Source organism: Solemya pervernicosa gill symbiont, from assembly GCF_002020875.1.
In the GTDB taxonomy this organism is placed as follows: domain Bacteria; phylum Pseudomonadota; class Gammaproteobacteria.
Genome location: NZ_MPRL01000042.1, coordinates 1 through 26,732 on the forward strand (window position 1 = coordinate 1; position 26,732 = coordinate 26,732).

Genomic DNA, 26,732 nt, shown 5'->3' on the forward strand with positions numbered 1-26,732 from the left:
TTCGTCGTTCGCTCGCGCTCTCAACTACGAATAGGCAGACGGCGTCGACTATCGCGGACTAACCGCCTTCGCTTCGCTATCCATGGCGGTCAGCGTGAGATGGCGTGGAAACTCGCCTTTCTTAAGCTGGTATTGCCCAATGAGAGCGGAAGTTACCACCCTCTAAAACCGATCGATAAGACGTGGCTGCGAAGCGGCTTTGAAAACTTCTGCTGCAAACTCGCCAAACGCGAATCACTCATGCTGCCCAAAGAGATCGATTGGTTTGAGGCGGAGCGTGCCGGTTGGCAGCGCCAGGGTGAGGTGATGCGACTCTCGTTACTGCGCCACGCTGTACGCCGCGCCGTAGAGCTATGGCTGGTACTGGATGCGGTGACCTTTCTACAGGCGAACGGCTATGAGGTGAGACTGGGAAGTTTCTGTAGCCGCGAGATCACACCGCGCAATATTCTGATCTCAGCGCGACGAGGAAAGAGCCAGATGATTAGATCAGCAGCATTAACGGGGTAATCAGACCGCCTGCGGCGATCAGAGCGCCGTTTTTCAGCGCAGTACTCTGTGGATAGTGACTGGCATCACGAAACGCCTTCATCGCTCCAACCACGCAGGTGGCAATCAGTCCCGTCACCGCACTGTTCCATTCGCCATAACCGAAGTTGGTCAGCAGTAGTCCCGTCACACCACCGATCAGGGCACCGGCAGCAAAGTGCAGACCATTTGGATCGCTTTTAAATTTCGCTTCACTCATGGGGCGAAGCTAGCACGCTGCTGGAGGGGCAACTATTCCCCAAAGGGAGTAAATGGTGTGATCCAGACGCCATTTCGTCTGCAAGTGACTTGATCGTTCAGCAACCTTGAACTAGTTAATGGCAATGAGAACAAGAAGGTTCACCCTAAAGGCCTATACCGCCGCTTTTGCCACACTGCTCATAGGTGCTGTCATCAGCATACGTCTCGGCGACTGGAGCTGGTTCTCTCGCTCGGGCTCACTGGTAGTGGTCAACGGCATCATTCTCACCTCACACCAGATTATCGAACATATGCACGCCCTCACTCGCAACCACCAGCACGGCATGCAGGTTCGCCACGACTGGGCCAGCGAAGAGAAGCACAACCTGATTAATGGCGACAACGAGAAGCGTTGGCGCATTGAGAAGTATGGACTCTATATGCTAATCATCGGCACCCTGGTGTGGGGTTTTGGTGATCTGGTCAACACCCTGTAGTCGTCACACTTCTCGCTACTGCTGCCGATAGAACTGCTCGAATTCACCCTTCGGCAGTGGTCGCGAAAAGTAGTAGCCCTGGAATATCTCGCAGTTATGCTTGAGCAGAAAGTCGAACTGCGCCGCCGTCTCAACCCCCTCTGCCACCACGTCAGGACCGAAGATCTCGGCGATATTGAGAATGGTGACAATCATCGCCTGATCGCCCTTGTCGGTATCAAGCTCACAGACAAAGGAGCGGTCGATCTTGATCTCGTCGATCGGCAGCTGTTTGAGATAACTCAATGATGAGTAACCGGTGCCAAAGTCATCCATCGAGAAGCGGATATCGAGCGCCTGTAGCTGGCGCATGATGCCAACGATGCGGCCCAGATCCTCAGCCACCACCGATTCAGTCACCTCGAAGATCAGCTTTTTGCGCAGCTCATCATTGAGGTACTGCTCACTCAGATGATGCACTGTTTCTATGAAGCTGTGATGTATAAATTGCCGCATGCTGATGTTGATCGAGAACTGCTTCAGCTCAATTCCCTGCTGCTGCCACTCATTGAGTGTTTTGAAGGCGCGTTCAAGAATAAAATTACCCAGCTCAATGATCAGCCCGGTCTGCTCAGCAATGGGAATGAACTCCGCCGGAGAGACAAAGCCGAGTTTCTCGTTGTTCCAGCGCACCAGACATTCGGCTCCGATAATCTTTTGTGCCCGATCAATCTGCGGCTGGTAGTGGAGGTCGAACTCAGATTTCTCCAGCGCAAAGTGGAGCAGGCGTTCGATCTCCAGATTGCTTTCAACCCGGTGCGACAGCTCCTCATCAAACAGAATCACGCCATCACGCCCACCCGCCTTCGCCTCATACATGGCGATATCGGCCTCGCGAATAAAGCGGTTGGCGTCGTTCTCCTTCGACGTAGTGAGGCTAATACCGATGCTGGCACTGATATAGATGTGATGCTCATTGATGACGTAGGTCTCCTTGAGCGTTGCCAGCAGACGTTCTGCCAGACCAATCGCACGCTGGCGACTCTGCAACTCATCGTGACTCACCTCACCGATGATAATGAACTCATCACCACCCAGCCGGGCAATGACATCACCCTGAGGTAGCTGTCCATTCAGCCGTGCCGATACCTCTTCCAATAACTGGTCACCGACATCGTGGCCAAGCGAGTCATTCACCGTCTTAAAATGGTCGAGGTCGATCAACAGTAGATAGGAGTGCCCTCCCACCTCTCTAAGCGAGTTCATCTGCTGCTGCATGTAGTTGATCAGAAAGTAGTGGTTATAGAGCCCTGTAAGCTGATCATGAGATGCCTGATGGTGGCTCTTGAGCAATAGAGCCTGCGAACTGCTGGCGGTGTAGAAGAGCACCCAGGTCAGGGTCGCTGAAAAGGCACTGAGCACATAGCCATACCACTCCCCCAACATTGAAAAGTAGATTACCAATGGTGTCATCAGGATTAGCAGCGTCGGCAGGTAGAGAAGACGATCCGGGTAGAGAATCGCTGCGGCGACCACTGATGCACCAATCTCAGTAAAGATCGCGATGTAGTGAAGCTGGTGCGCGTCGATCCAGATATAGATCAGGAAGATCGTTAACCAAAGCAGGAAAAAGAGGTAGAAGAAGCTGCTGATCTTGCGGTACCAGCGGTCGAGACTCGGACCACTCATGTTCGGCAGATCAAACTCCCGGTAGATCCCGTAACCCCAGCCCGAAAGCAGCAGAATCAGCAGATACCAGAACAGCGCTGGCCAGAGCACGTCGTGCATCCAGCCAAGAAAGATATAACCCAGCCCCGGCAGGATCGAGAGCGCCATCATCACCGGCATCTGTCGATGCAGGTAGTTGTAGAAACGCGGCGTCGCCATCCTTTTCATCGTTCCACTATATAGGAAAGAAATCGTCGATTCGAAATCGACCTCATCAAATTGGCTATCTCATCACGCAACGTCGGCTTTATTTACCAAGCGATGCCCGCATCCCTGCCAGCTCGGCGCGTAGCTGGCGCATTTCATTGGCCAGCTCACCAGTGTCCTCATGAACCACCTGTTCGATATGCTCCCGCTCCTCATCATGATCGGCCTGATGCATGGTCTGCATGGTATCGACAATGATGCCGATAAATAGGTTAAGCATGGTGAAGGTGGCGATCAGGATAAAGGGGATGAAGTAGAGCCAGGCATAGGGGAAGAGCTCCATAACGGGACGCACAATGCCCATCGACCACGACTCGAGTGTCATCACCTGAAACAGGGTGTACATCGAGGCCCCGATCGAACCGAACCACTCAGGGAAGTCGCCACCAAATAGGGTAGTCGCCATCACCGCAAAGACGTAGAAGATAATCAGCATCAGCAGACCAATCGATGAGATGCCGGGAATAGCGTGTAGCAGTGCCTCCACTACAAAACGCAGTCGCGGCACCATTGAGATCATGCGCAGCACACGCAGGATACGCAGCGCACGCACCACGGCTAGTGGACCGCTGGCGGGTACCAGCGCGATGCCAACCACGATGAAATCGAAGTTGTTCCAGCCGGTTTTGAAAAAGCCGAGACGGAAAGCGAACAGTTTGATGCCGATCTCTGCCACAAACACCGCCAGGATCAGGTTATCGAGCTGTAACAGCAGGCCACCGCTCTGCGCCATCCAGCTGGAGGATGTCTGTAGACCAAGAGTGACCGCGTTGATCACGATCAGCGCGATTATAAAATTCTGTACCGGTTTCGACTCAATCCACACACCGGCTCTGTAACGCAGCGATTCTGAAGACACAACACAACCCTAAGTTAAAAGATGAGTGCGGATTATAGGCCAACTCTGCAGTCCATTTAACGACACACAGGGGAGTGTTATTGCACCGTAAACGATAAGGGCCCGGCACCGGGGAGTCGCTATTTTTGCGGAAGCTTGTTTTGGGCATCCAAGCCCAAGCAAGCGGCAAATACTTAACGCGACCGTTTATGCCTACGGCGCCCCGCGCGGACTAACCGCCTTCGCTTCGCTATCCATGGCGGTCAGCGGATGATGCCGAGCCCTTATCTAACGGATCTGACGACCCTTGGACGATCGATCAGCCCAGTGCAGCCATCGCTGCATCGTAATCAGGCTCATCGGCGATCTCACCCACGAGCTGGGTGTAGAGCACTTTGTTCTCCTCATCCAGAACGACAACGGCTCGACCGCAGAGACCCGCCAGAGGACCATCGGTGATCAGCACGCCGTAGTCTTCAGCGAAGCCCTTGCTACGCATGGTTGAGAGAGAGATCACATTGTCGATCCCCTCAGCACCACAAAAACGCTTCTGGGCAAAGACCAGATCAGCAGAGATAACCAGCGCAACCGCGTCGCTCTTGCTCGCCATAGAAGTGTTGAACTTCTGAGTCGAGGTCGCGCAGGTAGGAGTATCGAGACTTGGCACGATGTTGAGCAGCTTCTTCTTACCTGCAAAGGTAGCCAGGTTAACGTCAGCCAGGTCGGCACCAGTCAGGGTAAAGTCAGGGGCACTGCTGCCTACAGCAGGAAGGTCTCCATTGGTGTGGCAAGCATTTCCTTTCAGGGTGATATCGGCCATTTCGGCTACTCCTCGGTTGATTCTTGATAGATGTGTGTTCGACTCGTTTGCGGCATTGATCTGCAGCAGACAATCGCCCAGCATTCTAGTCGGTTAATCCCTCGATTTCCATAGGGAAATGTCACAAATCGTTGCAGAGCAATCTTTCGACGACAATTCAGCCAAGTTCTCTCGCAACCACCTGAACAACAGCATCTTGGCCATGGTTCTGTGAACCCTTACACACCGCTTTGACACACGCCTAAAGCCTTTAAAACGACACGCTTGCCATCCCCCCGCGTCGTCACCAATCACCGAGACATTATCTGCGACCATTTCATAAACCTACTCCACCATGTCGACAGAATTGCCCCCTTACTCTCAGCCAGAATGAACGAGCACACACCCCATTGGCACCATCTGAAGCAATTCAAAAAGTAACGGGCTTAGCTCAACGCATAGACATATTCAACGGCGTTACACTTCTCATCACACACGGCTTTCAACCTATATAAATAGATCTATTTTGTGACTATCATCTAAAGTCTTGTGCTATGTTCGTGAGATAGACCTGTTATTAACTATGGTGACTTAGTGCTATGCGCACGTTTATTGGTGAATCACGACATTTCCCCCAGCACCACCCGCTACTGCCTTTCGTCTGGGGGCTGATTTCGGCACTGCTGGTGGTCGGTTTTACCGAGTATGCGGTCGTTCTCGACTCCGATCGTGCGATAGAACACCAGCGCAGTGAACTGACTCAGCACCTCTCCACCGTACGCGCGCGCCTTGAGGGAGAGATCAACTCCACACTGCATCTTACCCGCGGCCTAATCGCCTACGTCGCCACGCATCCAGAGATCAATAACAGTGAATTTGAGCAGCTTGCCGCCGAGATCACCATCATAGGACGCCACATCCGCAATATCGGCCTGGCCCGAGACAATGTACTGAGCTACATCTATCCACTCGCTGGTAACGAGGCTGCACTCGGTCTTCGTTATCGCGAGAATCCCAAACAGTGGCCCGCCGTTGAACGTGCAATGCAACTCGGCTCAACTATCGTAGCGAGTCCTGTCGACCTGATGCAGGGAGGGCGCGCCTTCATCGCCCGCACACCCATCTATCTACGCCCTAATGTTGGTGGTCTCACGAGCGATGGAAAATTACACTACTGGGGCATCGCCTCCATCGTCATCGAAGTGCCTTCACTCTTCTCAGCTGCAAAGGTGCTTTTCGAAGATAGTAACTACGAGATTGCCCTCCGCGGCAGGGATGGACTGGGTGATCTTGGCGACATTATCTTCGGCGACATTGCACTCTTTGATGAAGACGCTATAGAGCAGGAAGTAACCATACCCAACGGCAGCTGGAGATTGGCCGCACGTCCAAACAATGGCTGGCAGGTACCCGGCTGGATTGTACTACGCACTCGCATTATCGGCTGGCTGGTAGCCGTTGCCGTGGGCATTCTGCTTGTGCTGCTACTGATCGAGCGTCGGCGCGCCCATGAAAGCGCCTCGCATGACTACCTGACCGGGCTACCCAATCGACGTCTGTTACAGGACTATTTTGAGGTGCTGGTCGCCGCTGCTGAACGCAACCATCTTAAGTTCGGCATACTCTATATTGATCTGAACAATTTCAAACCGATCAATGACAAACATGGTCACTTGATAGGTGACAAGGTATTGATCGAGATGGGACGCATCCTGAGTCGCACGGTACGTAATGAGGATATCGTGGCCCGGATCGGTGGCGATGAGTTTGTCGTTGTGCTCTCCAACCCAGCCGATCTGGAGTCGCTACAGCGCGTGGTCGCCAGCGTGCGCCGCGATCTTGATGCAGGCGTTGTCGCAGGTGCACACCGCTTCAAACTTAGCGCCGGTATTGGCGAGGCGATCTACCCCAAAGATGGTCTGACTATCGATGCGCTACTCAAACGTGCCGACTCACGCATGTACTCTGACAAGCGCAGCGCCAACCTGATCAATGTCGACTTCGAAAACAACACCATGCAGGAGTAGTCAGACCAGGTGTTAACTACCTTTCAGGTGTGCCAACAGCTGCTCGCGTAGTGTCTTGGGAATACCTTTAATTTTGAGGGTGTCGTGCTCGGCATCATACTGAATCCGCTCGCTGAGCTGGCTCGAAGAGAAGCTGATCGCCAGATCGCGTTCACGCCCGGCAAACTTCACGTAACTGCGCAAACGGCGTCGGTCTATCATCACCCCCGGCCCCTCTGTTGGCGCGTAGTTCTGTAGCGCCTGCACAAAACCATCTCGATCAATCCCCTGAATCGCATTCGACAGTTCACCAATATCAACCGGCGCATCCTGCTCATCCTGTGCTGAGCAGTAGTCGACCACCTGCTCTCGATAGCTATTCACCTGCTCACCAGAGAGCTGCTTGGAGTAGGCCTCGACACCTTCGAGAAAGTTCGAAGTCGCTGCAGCCTTATCGAGTCGCTCACCCAGCCCCACCAATGATGAGAAACACCCTCCCAGCGCATGGCTGCCACGCGGCATCAGCAGTGAGATGTAGGCGTAATCCTTGCGCCCCTGCCACTCGCCCAGATCGACCTTGACGCCAAACAGCGAGGCCCCGCTATCGATGGCACGGCTTGCTGCCACCTCAAGCGCTTCATTCACGGTCAGCGACTCTTTTTCATTGGCTATCAGCAGGTAAAAATAACGATTACCGAGTGACTCCTCTACAAAGTAGAAGAGGTGCACATTGGTCTCGATCCGCTCCTCGCTCACAGCAGCGGCCAGCTGCTCTGTCAGCTCACGGCTAACGGCCACAAACGATGCATCACCCTGCAGATAACGTTTAAGCCCCTGTTCGAGTCGAGAACCGTCACCCTCAGTCGAAAAACTGCCATGCTCACGAAATGTTCTTGAAAGAAAACTGCGCTTCAGCTCCAGCAGCAGCGCCTCACTCAGCCCTTCACTCTCCAGCTCCGCATCACGCAGCGACAGCTTTGCACCCTGCTCTTCTGTTGCCGTGAGGCGATGGACGGTTAGATTGGTTATCGACATGGACTCCCCAATGGTGGATCAAGCAATTGTTATTTGGCTGCGATTTTAGCGGCTCGAAGCGTTAATGGATATGACACATCACCCTTAAAAGCCTGATATTTTTCGAGCAGACAAAGAAAAAGCCCGAACCAGGGTTCGGGCTTCTCTTAATCTCGTAACCACCGCCCGACTCAGCCGGGAGTGGTTTCAGGAACGACCGACTTAGGAAGCCGCCTTACGCTCCTGAACCTCCTTGATGACCGCGTCGGTGATGTTGTTCGGGCACGGCGCATAGTGCGCAAACTCCATCGAGAACTGGCCACGACCCGAGGTCATGGTGCGCAGGTCACCGATGTAACCAAACATCTCGGAGAGCGGTGCGTCAGCCTTGATGCGAACACCGGTCGGGCCCGCTTCCTGAGACTTGATCATGCCACGACGACGGTTAAGGTCACCGATAACATCACCAACGTGATCATCAGGGGTGAAGACGTCGACCTTCATGATCGGCTCGAGCAGCTGTGCGCCTGCCTTAGGAATCGACTGACGGAAAGCGCCCTTGGCTGCGATCTCGTAGGCTACGGCCGAGGAGTCAACGGCGTGGAAACCACCATCGGTGAGGGTTACCTTGACGTCCAGCACAGGGAAGCCAGCCAGAACACCTTCGCCCATCATGCCGCGGAAGCCCTTCTCAACTGCAGGCCAGAACTCGCGAGGAACGTTACCACCGGTGACCTTCGACTCGAAGACATAACCGCTGTTCTGCTCACCCGGCTCGATGGTGTAGTCGATCTTCGCGAACTGACCCGAACCACCGGTCTGCTTCTTGTGGGTGTAGCTATCTTCAACCGTCTGGGTAATGGTCTCGCGGTAGGCAACCTGAGGTTTACCGACTTCAAGATCGATACCGTGGGTACGTTTGAGGATGTCGACCTTGATATCGAGGTGCAGCTCGCCCATACCCTTAAGGATGGTCTCACCCGACTCCTCGTCGGTCTCAACGCGGAAAGAGGGATCTTCCTGAACCATCTTGCCGATCGCGATACCCATCTTCTCAGAACCGCCCTTGTCCTTCGGCGCAACAGCGATCGAGATGACCGGATCAGGGAAGACCATAGGCTCAAGCGTTGCTGGGTTCTTAGGATCACACAGGGTGTGGCCGGTCTGAGTGTTCTTCAGGCCGATCAGGGCAACGATGTCACCCGCCTGTGCACCGTCAAGCTCGATACGCTCATCGGCGTGCATCTCAACGATTCGACCGATACGCTCGTTCTTGCCGGTAAAGGTGTTGAGTACGGTGTCGCCCTTCTGGAGCTTACCGGAGTAGATACGAGTAAAGGTCAGGGCACCAAAGCGGTCATCCATAATTTTGAACGCCAGCGCACGGAGTGGAGCATCAGCATCAACGATGGCGAAGTTTCCAGTCTCGTTACCCTCATCATCGGTCTCGGGCTGAGGCTTAACCTCAGTGGGGCTTGGCAGGTAATCAACAACCGCGTCGAGGACCAGCTGGATACCCTTGTTCTTGAACGCTGAACCACAGTAGGTGGGGAAGAAGTCGAGTGCGATGGTGCCCTTGCGGATGCAACGCTTCAGATCTGCCTCGGAAGGCTCCTCACCCTCGAGGTATTTCTCCATAAGATCGTCGTCCTGATCAACGGCGGTCTCGATCATCTTCTCGCGGAACTCGGCCGCCTTGTCTACCAGATCGGCAGGGATGTCAGTCACCTCGTAGTTCTCAGGCTGGCCTGAATCGTCCCAGACGTAGGCCTTCATGCTCATCAGATCGACCACACCGGTGAAGTCATCTTCGGTACCGATCGGCAGAACCATTACCAGTGGATTGGCGCCGAGTACGTTCTCAACCTGATCGACGACACGGTAGAAATCGGCACCGAGACGGTCAAGCTTGTTAACGAAGATGACACGGGAAACTCCAGACTCATTGGCGTAGCGCCAGTTGGTCTCAGACTGGGGCTCTACACCGCCAGAACCACAGAAGACACCAACACCGCCGTCAAGAACCTTGAGTGAACGGTAAACCTCGATGGTGAAGTCAACGTGTCCGGGGGTGTCGATGATGTTGAAGCGGTGATCGCTCCACTCACAGGAGGTTGCCGCAGACTGGATGGTAATACCGCGCTCAGCCTCCTGCTCCATGAAGTCGGTGGTCGCCTCGCCATCGTGCACCTCACCGGTTTTGTGAATCTTGCCGGTCAGCTTGAGGATACGCTCGGTGGTGGTGGTCTTACCCGCATCCACGTGCGCAAAAATGCCGATATTTCGGTAGAGAGTTAGGTCCGTCATAGTTTTACCCTGGTCAATATTAAATAAAGTATCTGGCGACAACCCTTCAGCATGACGCAGTAGACTGCGCGACCCTGTAGATAAGCCCCATTGGTACCGCGTTCCCTCAGAACGACAGATAGCCAATGCGGTCACGCCCCATCGGCAATCACTCTCGTTAACGAGAAAACATCCTGTACCAGCCCAAAGCCAGTGCCCGAAATAGTCGAATCAAATTCGACCCACTTCAGCCTAGCCTCGAAAAGTCCGGTATTCTAACCAAAAAACGGTGGGGAATGTTGAAAAATATATAGTTAGGGCCCGAAAGGGGGCTAATCGGCGCAAAAAAAGAGCGATAGGCGAGATATACCGCTATTTTATTTATGGTTATTAGCGTTAGATTCGTCTTAAAGCGCACCACTCATACCGAAAAAGCTATAAATATCCGCTGAAAAACTAAATTCTCGCACCGATATTATCGATCACCATCTTTTACCCGCTTATACGGCGCAGGATTGACGCCAAAAAATGCGAGTAACGTTCCCGTTGATGAGGCTATCAGCTTTAAGGCGTTAAGAACCCAACGGCCCACCTCCTCTCGGCTGTATTTAAGCCGCAGCAGGGGCGCCATCAGAATCATTACGATGCCTCTCGGTAAGCGACGAAGTACCTTAAAGAGATATTTTTTTATCGTTGCCAGACGTCCTCGGCGCATGGTGTGGATGTAGACATCGTGCGCTCCGCAACGAAGTGAGCGCTGTAGATGCCAGCGGTAGGTAACCCGCTCTTTGCCGAACCGCTCCTCGACAACGGCGTCATCCACCCAACAGATCGTTCCACCCATGTCGGTCAATTGGTAGAAAAACCGGGTATCGCTCCCACCCGTATATCGCATTACCTCATCGAACCTGAGCTTTTCGCCAAATCGCTGCAGGATCTCGGCACTTAACAGCGTGTTGTTGGTAGCAGCCGTCTCAAGAGAGAGACCGGTTGGTCGATGCTTACGCGTACGAGGAGCCATCCACTCAGACATTTCGACGTCAATCTGAGGCTCAACCGGTCCGGTATAGACATCTGCCGGGTGAGTGCCCATCGCCGCCACCATTTTCACCAGCCATGTAGGGGTTAACTGCTCATCATCGTCGATGAAGGCGATCCAGTCAGCTGAGATTTTTATTGCCTCATCGCATGCCCGGTTTCTGGCAATAGGGATTCCTATGCGCGATTCATGTACGTAGTGAAACTCAATTTCCGACTCAGCACCCAAGCGTTCAATAGCATCACTATTGCGAGGTTCTATATCATTTTCGACGACAACTACCGCCAGTGAGACTCCATCTGGAATAACCAGCTCTAGTATTGATGCCATGCAGTTGGCCAGCAGCGTCTCCCGCTCACGCGTACAAACTGTAATGACCAACTTCATCGATCCAATTCCTTTTCTAATGAGTCTCGGGGGGTGTGCATAGAGACAACAGTCAATAATTCCAGATGGTCCGCGCGGTTATTCAACCCGACGCCCGGTGCAGAAAACGCCGCTCAGGCACCAGACCTTCATATAGTACCAATTAAGAGAGCTACTCATGTAGCATGAGTTCTACAATGAATTGACGTTGATAATAGAGAGTCTCAATGGACGCCAATACCATTATTAATTTCTGGTTTTCAACAGAAGTTCAGCCACTCTGGTTCAACTCTACCGAGGCGTTCGACAACAAACTGAAAGCACGTTTTCTCGACACCTGGCTGGCTGCTGCCGACGAGCAGCTTGAGTCATGGCGCGATAGCGAATTAGGAGCATTGGCACTTGTGATCATCCTCGATCAATTCCCGCTCAACATCTTCCGTGGCAAACCACTCGCTTTCTCCACCGATGCACAATCTCGTAAGGTTGCACGCCACGCCATTGAACAGAATCTTGACCAAGCGCTAAACGACGAGCAGAAGGCGTTCCTTTACATGCCATTCATGCACAGCGAATTGATAGAGGACCAGAATCGTTCAGTCGCACTCTTCGAGGCCGCGGGACTCCAGGATAACGCCAGATTTGCCCAACACCATCGAGAGATCGTGCGGCGCTTTGGGCGCTTTCCCCACCGCAATGAGATTCTTGGACGAACCAGCACCGCTGAAGAGCTTGAATGGCTCGCTTCCGATGAGGCGTTTCATGGCTAAGCAGTAATGAGTAGTACACGCCTGATCATCAAATGTGGCGAGAAGCTCACTTCACTCAATGCCACCCCGGGTGACTACGAGGACTGGATCGCCACAGGGCTTGGCTGGTCACCCGACAGCTACCGTGTGGTCAGCGTCTACCAGGATGATGAGCTACCACCACCAGAGCAGTTTGAAGCCATTGTCATTACCGGCTCAGGTGCGATGGTCACCGATAGGTCTAAATGGATCGAAGAGAGTGCGACGTGGTTACGCAGCGCCGTAGAACTCGACACACCGATACTCGGCATCTGTTTCGGCCACCAACTACTCGCCTACGCATTGGGAGGCCTCGTGGCTGACAACCCAACGGGTGTTGAGGTTGGCACCGTTCCTATTGAGCTGAAGAGCGCTGCAACCCGTGACGAGCTTTTCAGCGTTATGCCACCCTCTTTTCTTGCCCAGTTGAGCCATCTACAGTCGGTTATCACCCTACCAGAGGGTGCAACCCTGTTGGCCAGTAGCCAGATGGCATCGGTACAGGCGTTCTCTTACAGAAGTCGCTGCTGGGGCATTCAGTTTCACCCCGAATTTGACCAAGAAATCGTCAGCCACTTTATTGCTTTTAATCATCAGGAGCTCTCTGCACAAGGAGAACAAGTTACGGCGCTGCAGAATAGCACCGCGCCCACACCCGAGAGTTTCCATCTGCTCGGACGCTTTGCCGAGATCATTCAAAAGCGTTGAATAGCGACCGTGCGTAATAACGTTCAGCCCACCCCGCCCCCTGTGAACCCGCTTTCACACCACGTTTAATACCTGGGCAACTTTCACGATAGTCTGGCAGACCATCACCATCGCCCTGTTTCGGACAACCATTCTCAACAACTCCCTTTTCCAGCACCTGCGGCGTGCCGTTGCGACAGCATCCGAGGCCGTTAATACACTCAGAGCGTTAGGTGATTGGCCCCTGGAATAACGCCCACCTCAGCCTTAAGCCTTTGTGAGGTAATATGTGCAGTCCGATAACCACCCCATAATATCCACACAGCGCACACTGTAACCGCAGCTAGAGAAGATGCAGCTCACACCAACAATCATTCACGTCGATACCGACATCATCGTTATTGAAAAACCAACGATGCTGCTCTCGGTACCCGGTCGCGGAGAAGACAAACAGGACTGCGTCGTTTCGCGTCTTGCCATCGACTACCCAGAGGCGCTGATTGTGCATCGACTCGACTGGGAGACCTCTGGCCTGATGGTTCTGGCCAGAAACAGAGAGGCACATCGAGAGCTCAGCCGGCAGTTTCAGGACCGGGAGGTTGAGAAGCAGTACATCAGTATCGTCTATGGAAGCCCCCCCGAGGATCATGGCTCGATCGACCTGCCACTACGCTGTGATTGGCCCAATCGACCGCGTCAAATGGTCGACCATAAACAGGGAAAAGCAGCACTCACTCACTGGCGAGTGCTTTCAAGAGATAACGATCGAAGCCGCATCGAACTCACACCCGTGACGGGTCGTTCGCATCAGCTCAGGGTGCACCTGCTTTCCATCGATAACCCCATCCTCGGTGATCAGCTCTACGCCCACGAAGAGGCATTGCAGATGGCTAACCGTTTAATGCTGCACGCCACATCACTAAGTTTTCGCCACCCTTGCAACCGCTCACTGCTGTCATTCGACTCCCCCCCCTTCTAGTAGGGTTGGCGTCACAACAACACATAATCGATAGAACGCCACAATGATCATCTCCAGAGAGAAGAACTTCATCTTTTTCTGTAACGGAAAAACAGGAACCACGAGCATCGAATTCGCACTCAAGAAGTGTGGAGATAAGCCAAGAGAGGGAAAGCCGTTATTAAAAAAGCACTTCACACCATCAGAAGCAAAGCATCTAATTCCAATTGAGCAGTGGGAGAGTGCCTTTAAATTTGTGTTTGTAAGAAACCCCTACGACTGGTTTGTTTCGCAGTGGTTTCACAACTTCAGAACCAAATACAGACCCGACACTAACAACCCGATACTTAATACCCTGCTGCGCGCAAAAAAGTTTCGGCGTGGATTTAAAAAAAAGATGGGACGCAGAAGACACACTCTGACTTCAAAAACACTCTTCACCGCTGATGACGTTAGATTTCTTCACGACTTTCTTACAACCCACTTTTACAGATCACCACAAAACAACACATCTTTTCAGGGACGATACATCGTGGATCCTGAGAACAATCAGCTCGTCGATTTCATTGGTCGATACGAATCTCTACAAGAAGATTTCGATTACATCACCAATAATATTGGCGTCGAGGTCACACTACCTCTGATCAACTCATCCTCTCACCTCGACTACAGAAGTTATTTCACAGAGGAATCTGCCAACGAGGTCTATAACCTTTGGAAAAAAGACTTCGAGATCCTCGGTTATTCAAAGAACCTTGATGACAAACAACAGACAACAGCGAAAACATCATGAAAAAATCGGTCATCTCTGCAGCTGCCAGCTATGTACCCGACAAACTCGAGGTTTTCCTGCGTTCAGCGTACGACGCTATGCCAGATACCGAAGTGCACCTTATTGTCACTCCAGAGGCCACCGCATTTGAGCACACACTCAAAGGATTCAACCCCAACACTCGACTCTGGCTCAGCAATCAGCGTGATCATCTGCTCAACAAACTCGAGCGTTTAACCGGGATACCTATCACCACTAAACTCCCCGGCATTAATCGAGCAGCGCTCACTACGACCCATGGCAGAGAGAGGCTCGCCCGTGTCACGCACGCAAAATTTGCGCGCTATTTCCTGGCACAAAATATTATTGAGGCGACAGCACCGAGTCATGTCTTGCTAGCCGATTCAAGAGACATTCTGTTCCAACGCGATCCATTTCCAAACGGCGATATAGGAATACTCTGTGGCGACGAGGGATTGCCACTGAAGAGCTGTAATTGGATCTACAAAAGACTCTCCCGTTTTTATGATGCAAAGACCATTCAGCAGATAGAGAACAGGCCGAACATCAACTCAGGTGCCACCCTCGGCGACACAAATAGTATTCTCGAGTATCTACGCGCAATGTCACTCGAAGTATTCGACAGGATGTTGGGCAGTGGTGAGAGGGGTGGCGATCAGGCTATACATAATCGACTGCTGCATAGCGGACTCGCTACCAAGGTTAGTCTCGAAGCTCCGGGTGGTGAGACAATGGCGCACTTCGATATTGCCAAACCGAGCAGTTATAGATTTAATTCCCGCAACGAACTCACCAATCTAGACAGCGACACGCCAATCGCCATCGTTCATCAATATGACCGATACCCCGAGCTTCAGCAGTGGGTCGACACACGTTATCCCTCTACGTTGAGATAGAACCATCACCAGAGACACCCTTCACCCACTATCAATTCTAGCGAGCCGATCGCCATAGATCCGATAGTAGAGTTTGATCCAGAAGGGTGAGAGCAGGGTTGTGTAGGCTATGACAATCACCATTCCCGCGTAGACCTCATTATCGAACACCCCGGAGACGCGCCCTAGCTCGGCAAAAATCAGTCCCACCTCGCCACGTGGCACCATCGCCATGCCAATCGCAATACGCGTGTAGCGATCCTCCGGCACCATCAATCCACCGATGAGCTTACCGACGATCGCCACCGCCGTGACCGTAATAGAGAAGAACCAGATAAAGGGTGAGCCCCAATCGACGGCGGAGAGATCGAGTGATAATCCGACCATGACAAAGAAGATCGGGCTAAAGATATGAATAATCGGTTTCATCTGCTGGTGCATATGATGACCAAAATCAGGATCAACTCGTAGCGAGATACCGAACGGCAGGAAGAAACGTCGGGAGAGTGCGATACCTGCAGCAAAACCGCCCAGTAGCTCCGGTGCGCCCACCATATGTGCGATTGCCGCAAAGGTAAGTACCAGCGAAATCAGCCCCACCGGGATCATGCCCGGTGCCTCACTCAGGTTGTGAAAATGGTGGATTGCATAGGAGAGCAGTTTCGCCACGATTGGCGCCAGGACAAAAAAGACCCCGACAAAGAGCGCAATCTTTCCAGCATTGGCCATGCTGATAGTATCGGTCACCGAGAACTCGTAGAGCAGCGCCAGCAGCACCACGCCCATCACATCATCTACGACTGCAGCTCCAAGCACGATCTGACCTTCACGACTCGAGTTTCGTCCTAGATCAGCCAGTATCCTGACTGTCACACCGATACTGGTCGCCGTTAGCGTGCCACCAATGAAGAGTGAGACCAGCATTGGTAGATCGAAGGTGTAGTAGCAGATGCCAAAGCCGAGCAGGAAGGGGGCAATAAAACCGGCCAGAGCAAGAATCATCGCCCGGTTACCCGATTTCACCATTTTGCCCAGATCGGTCTCCAGACCGATCTCAAACAGAAGCAGGATAATGCCAATCTCAGCCAACAGCTTGATCGGCTCACCCGGCTCTATCCAACCGAGCAGACTCGGCCCGAGCACGACACCCGCGCATAGCTCGCCAATAACCCGTGGGGTATTGAATCGCGCTGCAATCTCTGCAAACACCCGCGCTGAGACGAGGATCGCAGCAATCTGCATCAGTAGAATATGACTCTCCATACCAGCAAGAATAACCCAATTAAATCTGACAGATTGGAATCAATTTGGACATTATTTGTGTCAATATGGGGGAATCACACAACCCGGTAGAATCGCGCCTCACCTGGGCAACCTGGTAATAACCAGACTGTTTTGGTGAGATATTTAGATTCTCACCATACTGCGATAGCATACTGCCCAATGTTCACAGGCCATAAGCTATTGGGAAGATCGACTTTGCAAGCACAACCCTCAAAAAACAGTGTCACCGTAACCTGGGATGAAGATGACCAGCTCTGGCGTGGTCGTTTTCACTCGATGTACTCCCCCTGTGAAATGCTGATCGATGGCGGCGATCAGGAAGGGGCAAAACAGATCGTGCAGATGGCGGTCAACGAGGCGCGTCGTGTCGACCGCAAGTTCAGTCGTTATCGCAATGACAATATCGTGCACAAAATCAACAGCGCCAATGGAGAAGCCGTTGAGGTCGACAGCGAAACCGCATCCCTCATTAACAGTGCCGTGCAGAGTTATGAACTGAGCGAGGGGCGTTTTGACATCACCATCGGCGTGCTGCGCCAGGCGTGGCAGTTTGATGCCGAGGCTGAGCCACCCGAACAGTATCAGATCGATCGACTCAAAGAGAAGATCGGCTGGCACCGCGTCGAGTGGGACGGCCGCACCCTCACTCTGCCCGCCGGCATGGAGATCGATTTTGGCGGTATCGGCAAGGAGTACGCCGTGGATCGCGTCGCACAGCTGCTCAGTCAGGAGCACATCCCCCCAGTTTTGATCGACTTCGGCAGTGACATCTTTGCCACCGGCGCGAGAAAAGAGGGTAGTAGCTGGCGCGTTGCCATCGATGCTCACCAGGATGGTGATGAACTAGGCATGGTGGAGATCCGCCGTGGTGGTATCGCATCAAGCGGACTCGCCCCCCGCCATCTAATGAATTCGGGCCGGCACCACTGTCATATCCTCGATCCACACAGCGGCTGGCCGGTTGAGCATGCGCCTCACTCGGTCACGGTCGTTGCAGAGAGCTGTATGGAGGCCGGTAGACTTGCAACACTGGCGGTACTCAACGGTAGCGGTGCGGTTACATTCCTCGACAGCCAACAGGCCCACTATCAGTTGATCGACGGACCGAACGGCACCGTTCACTCATCGATCAGCTCAATCCGCTCGACATCGGCAATATAGACCTTACGCCCATCGACCGTGGTAAAGCTGCCGCGGGCCACATCGTCCCGTCGCGCCTGATAGTCGACATAGTCGCCACTACGGGTATCGATTACCCGGATCACCACCTCACGACTACCGTTGTACCACTCAAGCAGCAGGATACCGACGGTCACACTCATCATCAGGCCGATAAAGATATAGGCCGCAATACGCAGATCCGATGGCGGTGCCTTCTCGACCGTCACCGGCTCAGCTCTGGGTGCAACACGTCCCGACGAGCGACTCTTAACAAAGAGCAGCACCACTATTACAACCAAAACCGTAAAGAGAATTTTTATTAGCATCGAAGCAGCTTTATTGAAGATCCAACCGCCACTATAGATGAACATCCCCAACCGGGGCCAGCGACAAAAGCGGTATATACTCTCTTTGAGTAGGGCTTTATAACAACAAGTGGTGTCACACGATTGAGATGATGACCATTCCAAACATGCTCAGCATGATCAGAATTGCAGCCGTCCCTCTGCTGCTCTGGCTGGCCGCTACCGAAAAGGCCAACACCTTCCTCACCCTGCTGATATTTGCCTGGTTCACCGACATCCTCGATGGCTACATTGCACGCCGACTCAATCAGGTCACAGAACTCGGCACCCGCCTCGATAGCTGGGGGGATCTGCTTATCTACCTCACGCTACCGATCTGCACCTGGCTGCTCTGGCCAGAACTGGTTATCGAAGAGCTCTTCTACCTCATCGCACTGCTCGCCTGCTTCTTACTACCCCATCTGGCGGCACTAATGAAATTTAGAAGCCTCACCAGCTATCACACCTGGGCCGACAAGCTCGCAGCACTCATTCTGGGCTTCGGCGTGTTACTGCTCTTCTTCGACATCACCCCAATACTGTTCAGGGTGGGTGTAATAGTGGTTATCTTCACCGCCCTTGAAGAGATCGCCATTACCCTGCGACTCAAACAACCACGCAGCGATATTCGCTCACTCTGGCACCTTATCCGAGCTCAATAAGCCCTACCCCTGTCCGTTACGTTTTGTTACCAAACCGCTACACGAACCTGTCTATAATCGATCACACATCATCGATAGCCATCTTGTCGCTGAATCAACCAAGGAAGCTGCACCATGCAAGAGAAGCATCGCAAGCTACTGATCATTCCCGCCATCCTCTTTGGTCTGCTGGTACTCTTTCTACTTACCAAGGGGCGCAGCGAAGCGCCTCGCACCAGTGAGAGTGAACGAGCCACCCCGGTCCGAATCATCACCGTACAACCCCGCGATGTCACACCCCGTGCTGTCGGTTACGGCACTGTGCGCCCAGCACGGGTCTGGTCGGCTGTGAGCCAGGTCTCAGGACGGGTTGTGGAGTTACCCGATCGGGTAAAGGCCGGCAAACGGATTCAAGCAGATGATCTACTACTGCAGATCGATGAAGCAGACTATCAGCTCGCCCTCAGTCAGGCCGAAGCGAACATACTCTCTGCCGAGGCACAGCTGAAACAACTCGATGCGCAGGAGAAGAACTACCGAAACTCACTGGCGATCGAACAGCGCGCTCTTAGCTCGAGCAAAAAGGAGCTGCAACGCAAGCGTAAACTTGCCAAACAGGGCACCATCTCAGCCAGCTCGCTCGATACTCAGGAGCGTAGCCACCTCAACCAGCTACAGAGCGTTCAAAACCTAACCAACAGCCTCGAACTTATTCCCGCTGACCGCACCACCAAGCAAGCGTCGCTGGCGCAGCAGCAAGCCGCACTTGCACAGGCACAGCTCAACCTGCAGCGCACCCGTATCGTCGCACCGTTCAATGCGCGCCTGGCCAGCGTCAATATTGAGCACGATCAATATGTTCGCCAGGGTGAGGTCCTTGCCGAGCTGGATGATATGGGGCAGGCGGAGATTGAAGTGCAACTGCCCATCGCACAGTTTGCGCAGCTTCTTCCTCGCATCAACATCAGCGAACTGATCAGCCAGGGCGTCACCCCTGGGCCGCATCTCTTCAACCTGCAGGCCACCGTCCGTATTGTCGATAGTGGTGTGGAGTGGCCGGCCCGTTTTGTCCGCACCAGCGCTGGCATCGATCCTCAAACCAGAACCGTTGGCGCCGTGGTGGCTGTCGACAAGCCCTATGAGAACGCACTACCGCCACTGCGACCCCCACTGCTTAAGGGGCTCTATGTTGAAGTAGAGTTTCGTGGTCCTCCTCGCACCGCACAGCTGGCGATTCCCGGCCATGCACTGCACGGAAATCAGGTCTACATCGTCAATAGTGAGCAGCGACTTGAGCGGCGTCTGGTTGAGACCGGACTCACCCAGCCCGGCTCGGCAACCATTAACAGTGGCATCGCTCCCGGAGAGCAACTGATCATCTCCGACCTGATCCCTGCCATCGACGGCATGTTGCTTCAACCAATGCAATCCACGCCGCGACAGGCCGTCGACACGGGGGCGTTGCAGCAGCCATGATCCGTTACTTTGCCAACCACCCCACGGCAGCCAACCTGATGATGTTGATCCTGCTGGTGATGGGCATCATTGCGCTGCCAGAGATGAAACGTGAAACCTTCCCCGAGTTCACCGCCCGCTCGGTACAGATCACCACCGCCTATCCCGGCGCCAGCGCTGAGGAGATTGAGGAGGGCATCTGCCGCAAACTCGAGGATGCCTTCGATGGTATGAACAATATTGATGAGTTGCGTTGCGAGGCGCGTGAAGGGATTGCCATCGCCGTGGCCGATATGCGCGAGGGTGAAGATGCTAAGAGCTTCCTAGATGACCTGAAGAGCGCCGTCGATGAGATCGACTCCTTCCCAGAACTGGTCGAGACACCGACCGTTTCAGAGCTGAACCGTACCGACCAGGTGGTCTCGATCGCCATTACGGGTCCCATGCAGCCGAACCACCTGAAGGCGTACTGCGAAGGGGTCAAACAGCGCCTGTTGAGCCACGGTGGAATCCCTCAGATAGAGATCAACGGCTTCTCCGATCACCAGATCAGTATCGAGATACCGACTGCAACGCTGCGCCAGTACGGACTCTCTGCTGCCTCGATTGCCAATACGATTCGCAACCAGAACATCGACACGCCCATCGGCACCCTGATGGGTGACGAGCAGGAGCTACTGCTGCGTTTCTCCGAGCAACGCCGTACACCCGAGGAGTACGCTGAACTGCGAGTGATCGCCGGAAATAGCGGGGCTGAACTGCGTCTTGGCGATATCGCCACCATTACTGATACCTTTGCCGACGACAACAATCAGATCGCTTTTAACGGCAATCGCGCCTGCCTGCTCAGCATTACCAAGAGCCGCAGCCAGGACACCTTGACGGTCTACGATGCCGTTGAACGCGCACTGGAGAAGGAGCGCGCAACCAAACCGGCTACGGTTGAATTTCATCTCACCCAGGATATGTCCTCTGTGGTGCGCGAGCGTCTCTCACTGCTGGTCAGCAATGGCATTCAGGGTCTGGTGCTCGTCGCCGCAACGCTGTGGCTCTTCTTTGGCGCCCGCTTCTCCTTCTGGGTGGCGATGGGGCTACCCGTCTCCTTCCTCGCCGCCTTCTTCTTCATGCAGGCATTTGGCCTCTCGATCAACATGATCTCGATGGTGGCACTGCTGGTAGCACTCGGCCTCCTGATGGACGATGCGATTGTGCTGGCTGAAAATATCGCCGCCCATCGTGCGCGGGGAAAATCCCCTCTGCAGGCTGCGATTGATGGCACCAAGCAGGTGGCACCAGGCGTCTTCTCCTCCTTCCTCACCAGCATCTCCGTGTTCGGTCCACTTGCCTTTCTCAGCGGACAGATGGGGGCGGTACTCAAGGTGATCCCGATGGTGCTGATCATCACCCTGGCGGTTTCGCTAATTGAGGCATTCCTGATCCTGCCCAGCCACCTCAACCACTCCCTTTCGCACCACGACCCATCGGAGAGCCCAATGCGTCGCCGCTTTGAACGGTGGCTGGCCCACGTACGTGAAGATTGGGTGGGTGCGCTGGTTGATCGGGCCATCGCCTGGCGCTATTTCACCCTCGGACTGGTGGTAGCACTGTTTCTCATCACCATCGGTCTGACCAGTAGCGGTATACTCAAATTTCAGGGTTTCCCTTCGATCGAAGGGGATCAAATCGAAGCGCGCATCTTACTACCGCAGGGCACACCACTGGATAAAACCGAGGCGGTTGTTAACGAGATAGAGCGTGCCGCACTTGCCCTCAACGACAGTTTCAGAGAGCAGCAGCCGCAACAGGTCGATATCGTTGAGAACTCGATCGTTCGCTACGGCCTGAACAGCGATGCCAATGAGAGCGGTCCACATCTGGCCACGGTCAGTCTCGACCTGCTGAGCACCGAGACCCGTAACGGTTCGATCCCCAAACTGCTCAACCGTTGGCGTGAACTGAGTCAGCTGCCTCCCGAGGTAATCAATGTCAGTTTCAAGGAGCCGACCCGGGGACCCGCTGGCAAACCGATCGAGATTCGTCTGCAGGGTAACGATCTCGATCAGCTCAAAGGGGCATCGCTCGAATTGCAGACGTGGCTCGCCGCCTATCGCGGCCTGAGCGATGTCAGTGATGATATGCGTCCTGGCAAACCGGAACTACGGCTGCGGCTCAAACCGGGTGCGCTCAACCTCGGACTCGATGCCAACACCATCGCCACTCAGTTACGTGCGGCCTACTTCGGCATCACGGCAACAGAGATTCAGGTCGGTATCGAATCGTATGAGGTTGATATCAGCCTCTCTGAGCAGGACCGTAATCAGATCTCCGATCTGTCACGCTTTACGATCATTAGTGCAACAGGGATCGCGGTGCCACTAGAGAGCGTCGTGACTATTGAACAGGATCGCGGTTATGCGCGTATTCAACATGTTGACGGTCAACGCAGCGTCACCGTGCAGGCCAATCTCGATACCCGTCTCAACAACTCCACCGAAATCCTCAGCCACACCAAGAAGGTGTTCCTGCCACAGCTCAGCCAGCAGTTTCCGCAGGTTGAGGTGGTCTTCCAGGGTGAGTCGAAGGAGAACGCCAAGACCGGCGACTCGGTACTACGTGCCGTGGTGGTCGGTATCCTCGGCATCTTTGTCATCCTCAGTTTCCAGTTCAAGAGTTATAGAGAACCGCTGCTGGTGATGGCGATTATTCCGATGGCGGTGATCGGCTCCTTCTGGGGACACCTGCTGATGGGACTAACCCTGTCGATGCCAAGCATCATCGGCCTGGTCTCACTCTCCGGTATCGCCGTTAACGATTCGATACTGCTGGTCACCTTCATTAAGGAGAATATTCGCCAGGGAATGGCGCCGCTGGAAGCGGCCGCCCAGGCGAGCCGTGCCCGTTTCCGCGCCGTGCTGCTCACCTCCGCTACCACCATCGCCGGACTACTGCCGATTTTGACCGAGACCAGCATGCAGGCGCAGATACTTATCCCGCTTGTGGCCAGTATCGCCTTTGGTCTGGTTGCCACCACGCTGATGGTGCTGTTTCTGGTGCCGTCGCTCTACGGCATCCTGCACGACCTGAACTGGACACGAGAGGTTGAACCACTGGAGGGGAAATCGGACAGCGAAGCAAATCGCTAAGATGTTACTTCAACAGGTTTACCAGAGTGGCAAAGATATCACTATCAAAGTGATGCGCCATCTTCTCCTTCATCAGGGTTAACGCCTCGAAGGGTTTCATCGCCTTTTTATAGGAGCGCTCAGCGGTCAGCGGGCAGCGCATCGTAGACATCGGCAATGCCACAGATGCGCCCATAGACGTGGATCTCTTCATCACGTAGTCGTTTTGGATAACCGCTACCATCAACGAACTCGTGGTGCTGCATGACAATCGTACGCACCTCTTCGGTGAGTGCGTCCGCCTGTTGGAGAATCTTGTATCCCTGATAGGGGTGGATGCGGATATGCCGCATCTCCGCATCATCCAGGCGGGCCGGCTTGTTTAGCACCTCGGGTCTGACCATGATCTTGCCCAGGTCGTGCAGAAAAAAGCCTGCGCCCAACTCCTGCAGATCATGGGCATCGGAGTTTTTGAATAGCTCCTTGCAGAGCAATATTCCGGTCACCCCGACGTTGACCGAGTGGGTATAGGTGTAGAAGTCGTGAGAGGTAATGCGCAGCAGACTCTGAGCTGTTGCATCATCGGAGAGGATCATATCGGTGAGCGAGTGTATTGCCCCTTTGCTTGCCTTGATATTCTCTGCCGTCGGACTCTCCAGCAGCTTATCCATCATCTCCAGCGAGTGTTCATAGATCACAACCGACTTCTGCTCTGGCGCCATGCTGTTATCAGCTATCGCCGAGACAAACGCCTCTGGCACCACCTGCTCCGATGACCACGCTGCAGGCGCGTCACCCTCCTTGGGATCGCTCACTGCTTGTGGATGATTTATGTTGTGTTCGAACTCTTCTGTGGCCGACTCATCCTCAGTAGGCTGCACTTCACGATCACTCTTACTGAAATCGACCAACACCTCCTCAATGCCTTGCTCGCGCAGCTGCTTGAGTTGATCGATCGAGGTCAGCTTGAAACGACTTCGCATGAAGCCGTGTGACAGCCACGAGTCGGCCAGGATGACAAACATCCCCACCTTCAACTCGTTCGTTGTGATTCGTTTCTGCATCGCGTTTTAAACGTCGGGAACAAACGACTCTTTGGTTGCGCCACAATCGGGGCAGACCCAATCATCGGGAATATCCTCAAGACGGGTTCCCGGCGCAATGCCCTCATCGGGCAGCCCCTTCTCTTCATCGTAGATCAGACCACAGACATCACACATGTAACGCATTAACGCTTCCCCGTAGATCGGTTGAGGCGTCAGACACAGATGCATCTGATTAGCCATACAATCCCTTTGTAAGGGGCTAGCCGGGAGATGTAAAGCATCGCACGAATGTGCGAGGAAAATAGACGGTTTATGCCAGTTGTTCGAGCTGTTCGCTATCGAGGGTATCGGCAACAACAACCCGATTACGACCTGATGATTTGGCACGATAGACCGCTTCGTCCGCCGAGTTAACTAGCTGATGACCAACCGACTCAATGGCCGTCACACCACTATTCGAAAGTGCTGCCACTCCGATCGATATCGTCACCTGAGTCGTCTCACCGTTATCGATCTTAAAAGCGCGCTCAGCGACCAGTCGACGGGTTCGCTCAGCAATCTCACAGGCGTCATGTAGCGAAGTATTGGGCAGTAGTGAGACAAACTCCTCACCACCATAGCGGCAGAGAATATCGTTCCGACGCAGCTGAGCGCCCATCAGTTCCGCGAGCTGACAGAGCACCAGATCACCGGCCTGGTGACCCAGCGTATCGTTGACCTGCTTGAAGTGGTCAACGTCAAGGAACATGCAGACCAGTGGCTGTTCATAGCGGGTCGAGGCGGAGACCTCCTCACCTAAACGCTGGTCGAAGAAGCGACGGTTATTGACCCGAGTCAGCGGATCGGTGAGTCCAACCAGCTTGAGACGTTCCTGATTGAGGGTGTTCTCCAGACAGATGGCAACCACTACCGCAAGACGATTGAGAAATTCAGTGCCGGTACCGCGACCGTAGCGGCTGCTATCGAAACTGCCGAGGTTGAGACTGCCAATCAATTTGCGCTGACGTACCAGAGGCAACATCGCAATACACTCCGGCTGAACTGCGCCTTTTGGGAACAGCATCGAATGGTGTGAGCTACGGTAACGCCCCAGCTTGGGTACATAACTGCCGTTGTAGAGGTAGTCGAGATTGAGCGGATCGGGTTCAATGATCAGCTCAGGCACCTGATCGACCTGCACGCCAGAGCCTTCAAGAATGCGGGTGAACTCATATTCGGGATCAACCAGTGTCAGTGTGATCACATCAAGGCCAAACGCCTTGCGCGTCTGGTAGAGAATCAGATGTACCAGTTCAGCCAGTGAGGTCGTACTGATCAGCCACAGCTCCTGATCGTTGAAGCGGCGCATCTTCTCCTCATTGTTGCGCGCCTCCTCGACAAAGGCCTTGAGCTGGCCTCTGAGCTGCTGGTTCTCCGCTAGATGATCTTTGGCCACAATCCCGTGGACTCCACGATAAATAGTTATTATCTGACCGATTCTATCCAATGAAAAAACAAATACCTAGAACACCGTCACAAAACAACTGATTTTCCTACTAAAATACGTATTTACCGCTGTAAAAGCTGGACAGCGAGTATCAAACCAGTCTGACCATCGGCAACCGGCACCTAATTAAGGGTTTTTAGTAATCGCTCATCGTTATAATTTAACCAATGACGGTACAGAGGGGATAAGACGTGTTTTTAGGCGGCATCCGGCGCAGGATCACGAAGGCCCTGTACCCCGACCAGCATCTGGCTGAACGGTTTATGAGCTGTCACGGCCACCCACTCAACCTTGAAAATCCCAGGTCTCTTTCAGAAAAGGTGCTGTGGTTAAAACGGCACGTCGATCTCGAACCACTCTCAATCTTCACCGATAAATTTGCAGTTCGTGACTATGTCCGCGAGCAGATCGGTAGTGACTATCTAATCCCACTCATCGGTATCTACGATCATGTCAATGAAATTGACCTTGATGCGCTGCCCGACAGCTTCATGATCAAGACCACCCACCGCTGACCGCCATGGATAGCGAAGCGAAGGCGGTTAGTCCGCGATAGTCGACGCCGTCTGCATATTCGTAGTTGAGAGCGCGAGCGAACGACGAA

26 protein-coding genes and 1 pseudogene are annotated in these 26,732 nt (G+C 53.7%); 13 read left to right on the plus strand and 14 right to left on the minus strand.

The features are described from left to right. Window positions 1-510, plus strand: a pseudogene (locus BOW52_RS10245) (hypothetical protein); the annotation flags it as partial. On the opposite strand, the gene BOW52_RS10250 reads toward BOW52_RS10245, so the two are convergent. Next, the gene (locus tag BOW52_RS10250) at window positions 485-748 is read right to left on the minus strand and encodes a hypothetical protein (protein ID WP_078483990.1); all 264 of its coding nucleotides are present in this window, start codon (window positions 746-748) and stop codon (window positions 485-487) included. The pseudogene BOW52_RS10245 and the gene BOW52_RS10250 overlap by 26 nt on opposite strands. A 124-nt stretch (window positions 749-872) precedes the next feature. Between BOW52_RS10250 and BOW52_RS10255 the strand changes: the two genes are divergently transcribed. Next, window positions 873-1,226: a hypothetical protein gene (locus BOW52_RS10255; protein WP_135622265.1), complete on the plus strand. Its 354-nt coding sequence runs from the start codon at window positions 873-875 to the stop codon at window positions 1,224-1,226. A gap of 15 nt (window positions 1,227-1,241) precedes the next feature. On the opposite strand, the gene BOW52_RS10260 is transcribed toward BOW52_RS10255, so the two are convergent. The 3 genes from BOW52_RS10260 to tpx form a co-directional block, all read right to left on the minus strand. After that, window positions 1,242-3,101, minus strand: a complete 1,860-nt coding sequence (locus tag BOW52_RS10260; RefSeq protein WP_236725703.1) for a putative bifunctional diguanylate cyclase/phosphodiesterase — start codon at window positions 3,099-3,101, stop codon at window positions 1,242-1,244. A 79-nt stretch (window positions 3,102-3,180) separates the two neighbouring features. Next, window positions 3,181-3,999 (minus strand): ion transporter, encoded by an 819-nt coding sequence (locus tag BOW52_RS10265; RefSeq protein ID WP_078483992.1) that lies wholly within the window; start codon window positions 3,997-3,999, stop codon window positions 3,181-3,183. Window positions 4,000-4,297: 298 nt separating this feature from the next. Next, window positions 4,298-4,798 carry a thiol peroxidase gene (gene tpx, locus BOW52_RS10270; protein ID WP_078484012.1) on the minus strand — a complete coding sequence of 167 codons (501 nt, stop codon included), beginning with the start codon at window positions 4,796-4,798 and terminating at the stop codon, window positions 4,298-4,300. A gap of 578 nt (window positions 4,799-5,376) precedes the next feature. On the opposite strand from tpx, the gene BOW52_RS10275 reads away from it, so the two are divergent. Beyond that, window positions 5,377-6,804 (plus strand): diguanylate cyclase domain-containing protein, encoded by a 1,428-nt coding sequence (locus BOW52_RS10275; protein ID WP_078483993.1) that lies wholly within the window; start codon window positions 5,377-5,379, stop codon window positions 6,802-6,804. Window positions 6,805-6,816: 12 nt separating this feature from the next. Here BOW52_RS10275 and BOW52_RS10280 read toward each other — a convergent pair whose 3' ends face one another. The 3 genes from BOW52_RS10280 to BOW52_RS10290 all read right to left on the minus strand — a co-directional run bounded on the left by BOW52_RS10280 (window position 6,817) and on the right by BOW52_RS10290 (window position 11,509). Continuing rightward, the gene (locus BOW52_RS10280) at window positions 6,817-7,818 is read right to left on the minus strand and encodes a nucleoid-associated protein (protein ID WP_078483994.1); all 1,002 of its coding nucleotides are present in this window, start codon (window positions 7,816-7,818) and stop codon (window positions 6,817-6,819) included. 201 nt (window positions 7,819-8,019) lie between these two features. After that, entirely contained in the window at window positions 8,020-10,104 is a 2,085-nt protein-coding gene (gene fusA, locus BOW52_RS10285) for an elongation factor G (RefSeq protein WP_078483995.1), read from the minus strand. Between the two features lie 454 nt (window positions 10,105-10,558). Further along, the gene (locus BOW52_RS10290; RefSeq protein WP_078483996.1) at window positions 10,559-11,509 is read right to left on the minus strand and encodes a glycosyltransferase family 2 protein; all 951 of its coding nucleotides are present in this window, start codon (window positions 11,507-11,509) and stop codon (window positions 10,559-10,561) included. 206 nt (window positions 11,510-11,715) lie between these two features. On the opposite strand from BOW52_RS10290, the gene BOW52_RS10295 reads away from it, so the two are divergent. Beyond that, complete coding sequence (locus tag BOW52_RS10295) at window positions 11,716-12,258, plus strand: DUF924 family protein (RefSeq protein ID WP_078483997.1); 543 nt, start codon at window positions 11,716-11,718, stop codon at window positions 12,256-12,258. A gap of 6 nt (window positions 12,259-12,264) precedes the next feature. Beyond that, window positions 12,265-12,984, plus strand: a complete 720-nt coding sequence (locus BOW52_RS10300; RefSeq protein ID WP_078483998.1) for a glutamine amidotransferase — start codon at window positions 12,265-12,267, stop codon at window positions 12,982-12,984. Here BOW52_RS10300 and BOW52_RS17045 read toward each other — a convergent pair. After that, a complete protein-coding gene (locus BOW52_RS17045; RefSeq protein WP_172840298.1) occupies window positions 12,968-13,141 on the minus strand; it encodes a hypothetical protein in 174 nt (57 codons plus the stop codon). The two genes, BOW52_RS10300 and BOW52_RS17045, sit on opposite strands and share 17 nt — an antisense overlap. Before the next feature lie 174 nt (window positions 13,142-13,315). On the opposite strand from BOW52_RS17045, the gene BOW52_RS10305 reads away from it, so the two are divergent. From BOW52_RS10305 to BOW52_RS10315, 3 genes are read left to right on the plus strand one after another with little or no spacing between them, the layout of a single operon-like run. Continuing rightward, the gene (locus BOW52_RS10305; protein WP_078483999.1) at window positions 13,316-13,942 is read left to right on the plus strand and encodes an RluA family pseudouridine synthase; all 627 of its coding nucleotides are present in this window, start codon (window positions 13,316-13,318) and stop codon (window positions 13,940-13,942) included. A 43-nt stretch (window positions 13,943-13,985) separates the two neighbouring features. Further along, window positions 13,986-14,714, plus strand: a complete 729-nt coding sequence (locus tag BOW52_RS10310) for a sulfotransferase family 2 domain-containing protein (protein ID WP_078484000.1) — start codon at window positions 13,986-13,988, stop codon at window positions 14,712-14,714. Next, a complete protein-coding gene (locus BOW52_RS10315; protein WP_078484001.1) occupies window positions 14,711-15,610 on the plus strand; it encodes a hypothetical protein in 900 nt (299 codons plus the stop codon). Before BOW52_RS10310 ends, BOW52_RS10315 begins: the two co-directional genes overlap by 4 nt. A gap of 21 nt (window positions 15,611-15,631) precedes the next feature. Here BOW52_RS10315 and BOW52_RS10320 read toward each other — a convergent pair whose 3' ends face one another. Continuing rightward, complete coding sequence (locus tag BOW52_RS10320) at window positions 15,632-16,852, minus strand: cation:proton antiporter (protein ID WP_078484002.1); 1,221 nt, start codon at window positions 16,850-16,852, stop codon at window positions 15,632-15,634. Window positions 16,853-17,068: 216 nt separating this feature from the next. On the opposite strand from BOW52_RS10320, the gene BOW52_RS10325 reads away from it, so the two are divergent. After that, window positions 17,069-18,034 (plus strand): FAD:protein FMN transferase, encoded by a 966-nt coding sequence (locus tag BOW52_RS10325; RefSeq protein ID WP_172840299.1) that lies wholly within the window; start codon window positions 17,069-17,071, stop codon window positions 18,032-18,034. Here BOW52_RS10325 and BOW52_RS10330 read toward each other — a convergent pair. Then, entirely contained in the window at window positions 17,992-18,360 is a 369-nt protein-coding gene (locus BOW52_RS10330) for an antitermination protein NusG (RefSeq protein WP_135622267.1), read from the minus strand. The genes BOW52_RS10325 and BOW52_RS10330 overlap by 43 nt on opposite strands. A 128-nt stretch (window positions 18,361-18,488) precedes the next feature. Between BOW52_RS10330 and BOW52_RS10335 the strand changes: the two genes are divergently transcribed. The 3 genes from BOW52_RS10335 (at window position 18,489) to BOW52_RS10345 (ending at window position 23,617) form a co-directional block, all read left to right on the plus strand. Further along, complete coding sequence (locus BOW52_RS10335; RefSeq protein ID WP_078484005.1) at window positions 18,489-19,040, plus strand: CDP-alcohol phosphatidyltransferase family protein; 552 nt, start codon at window positions 18,489-18,491, stop codon at window positions 19,038-19,040. A gap of 114 nt (window positions 19,041-19,154) precedes the next feature. Beyond that, window positions 19,155-20,495, plus strand: a complete 1,341-nt coding sequence (locus BOW52_RS10340) for an efflux RND transporter periplasmic adaptor subunit (protein WP_078484006.1) — start codon at window positions 19,155-19,157, stop codon at window positions 20,493-20,495. After that, entirely contained in the window at window positions 20,492-23,617 is a 3,126-nt protein-coding gene (locus BOW52_RS10345) for an efflux RND transporter permease subunit (RefSeq protein ID WP_078484007.1), read from the plus strand. The genes BOW52_RS10340 and BOW52_RS10345 overlap by 4 nt, the downstream gene beginning before the upstream one ends. Window positions 23,618-23,621: 4 nt before the next feature. Here BOW52_RS10345 and BOW52_RS17050 read toward each other — a convergent pair whose 3' ends face one another. From BOW52_RS17050 to BOW52_RS10360, 4 genes are all read right to left on the minus strand, one after another. Further along, window positions 23,622-23,768 carry a hypothetical protein gene (locus BOW52_RS17050; RefSeq protein WP_172840300.1) on the minus strand — a complete coding sequence of 49 codons (147 nt, stop codon included), beginning with the start codon at window positions 23,766-23,768 and terminating at the stop codon, window positions 23,622-23,624. Then, window positions 23,737-24,660 carry an HD-GYP domain-containing protein gene (locus tag BOW52_RS10350; RefSeq protein ID WP_078484008.1) on the minus strand — a complete coding sequence of 308 codons (924 nt, stop codon included), beginning with the start codon at window positions 24,658-24,660 and terminating at the stop codon, window positions 23,737-23,739. Before BOW52_RS10350 ends, BOW52_RS17050 begins: the two co-directional genes overlap by 32 nt. 6 nt (window positions 24,661-24,666) lie before the next feature. Further along, window positions 24,667-24,870 (minus strand): rubredoxin, encoded by a 204-nt coding sequence (locus BOW52_RS10355; RefSeq protein WP_078484013.1) that lies wholly within the window; start codon window positions 24,868-24,870, stop codon window positions 24,667-24,669. 82 nt (window positions 24,871-24,952) lie between these two features. Continuing rightward, complete coding sequence (locus BOW52_RS10360) at window positions 24,953-26,077, minus strand: GGDEF domain-containing protein (protein ID WP_172840301.1); 1,125 nt, start codon at window positions 26,075-26,077, stop codon at window positions 24,953-24,955. Window positions 26,078-26,391: 314 nt separating this feature from the next. On the opposite strand from BOW52_RS10360, the gene BOW52_RS10365 reads away from it, so the two are divergent. Then, on the plus strand, window positions 26,392-26,643 hold the full coding sequence (locus BOW52_RS10365) for an ATP-grasp fold amidoligase family protein (protein ID WP_078484010.1): 252 nt from the start codon (window positions 26,392-26,394) through the stop codon (window positions 26,641-26,643). Window positions 26,644-26,732 lie beyond the last annotated feature (89 nt).